The sequence below is a fragment of the Mesorhizobium sp. M7A.F.Ca.ET.027.03.2.1 genome (genome assembly GCF_003999175.1).
Classification (GTDB): domain Bacteria; phylum Pseudomonadota; class Alphaproteobacteria; order Rhizobiales; family Rhizobiaceae; genus Mesorhizobium.
In genome coordinates this window covers 1-801 of record NZ_RZOM01001644.1, presented here as the reverse complement: position 1 = coordinate 801, position 801 = coordinate 1, and the positions used below count along the sequence as shown (strand labels likewise).

1 pseudogene is annotated in these 801 nt (G+C 65.3%); it reads left to right on the top strand.

Annotation, left to right across the window (positions count from 1 at the left end):
• Positions 1 to 801, top strand: a pseudogene (locus tag EN750_RS37050) (hypothetical protein); the annotation flags it as partial.

Sequence of the window (801 nt, the reverse complement as noted above, 5' to 3'; positions counted from 1 at the left end):
CGGCCCCGGTGGTGCTGTCGATCTATGTGCAGGACCGCGCACCGTCCGCCCGCTTCACCGGTGACAGCTTCGTGCTGCCGGCCGGCGCGCGCCGCGGCATTCCGATCGTCACCGTCAACATGAACGCCGCCGAAATGAAGCTCTACCGCATCGGCGATCGTTCGCTGGCCCAGCTTCTGTCGGGCTACCAGTTCCTGCACCAGCTCGACGGCTACGACATCTCCAACATTTCCGAGCAGATGGGCGCGCCGGTCTGGCAAGGCCAGCTCGACATCGCCAATGATCTCAACAAGGAGGTCACCACCTCCTTCCCGGTTGACGAGGCGCTGCCGCAGCGCAAGCCCGGCGTCTATGTGCTGACCGCGCAGGCCGTCAATGACAAGAGCGACGACTACAATTCGATGGCCACGCAATGGTTCGTCGTCTCCGACATCGGCCTGTCGACTTATACCGGCCAGGATGGGTTGAATGTCTTTGCCCGTTCGCTGGGCAGCGCCAAGCCGATCGCCGGCGCCGAACTGACGCTGGTTGCCAGGAACAATGAGGTTCTCGGCACGGCGACATCGGATGCCGATGGCCATGCCGTCTTCAACCCCGGCCTGACGCGCGGCGACGGCGGCATGGTGCCGGCCGTGCTGATGGCCAAGCAGGGCGACAATGATTTCGTCTTCCTCGACATGGGCCGGGCCGGCTTCGATCTGTCCGACCGCGGCGTCACCGGGCGCGCGGCGCCAGGAGCCCTGGACGTCTATGCCTGGACCGAACGCGGCATCTACCGTGCCGGCGAGGATGTCCATGTCG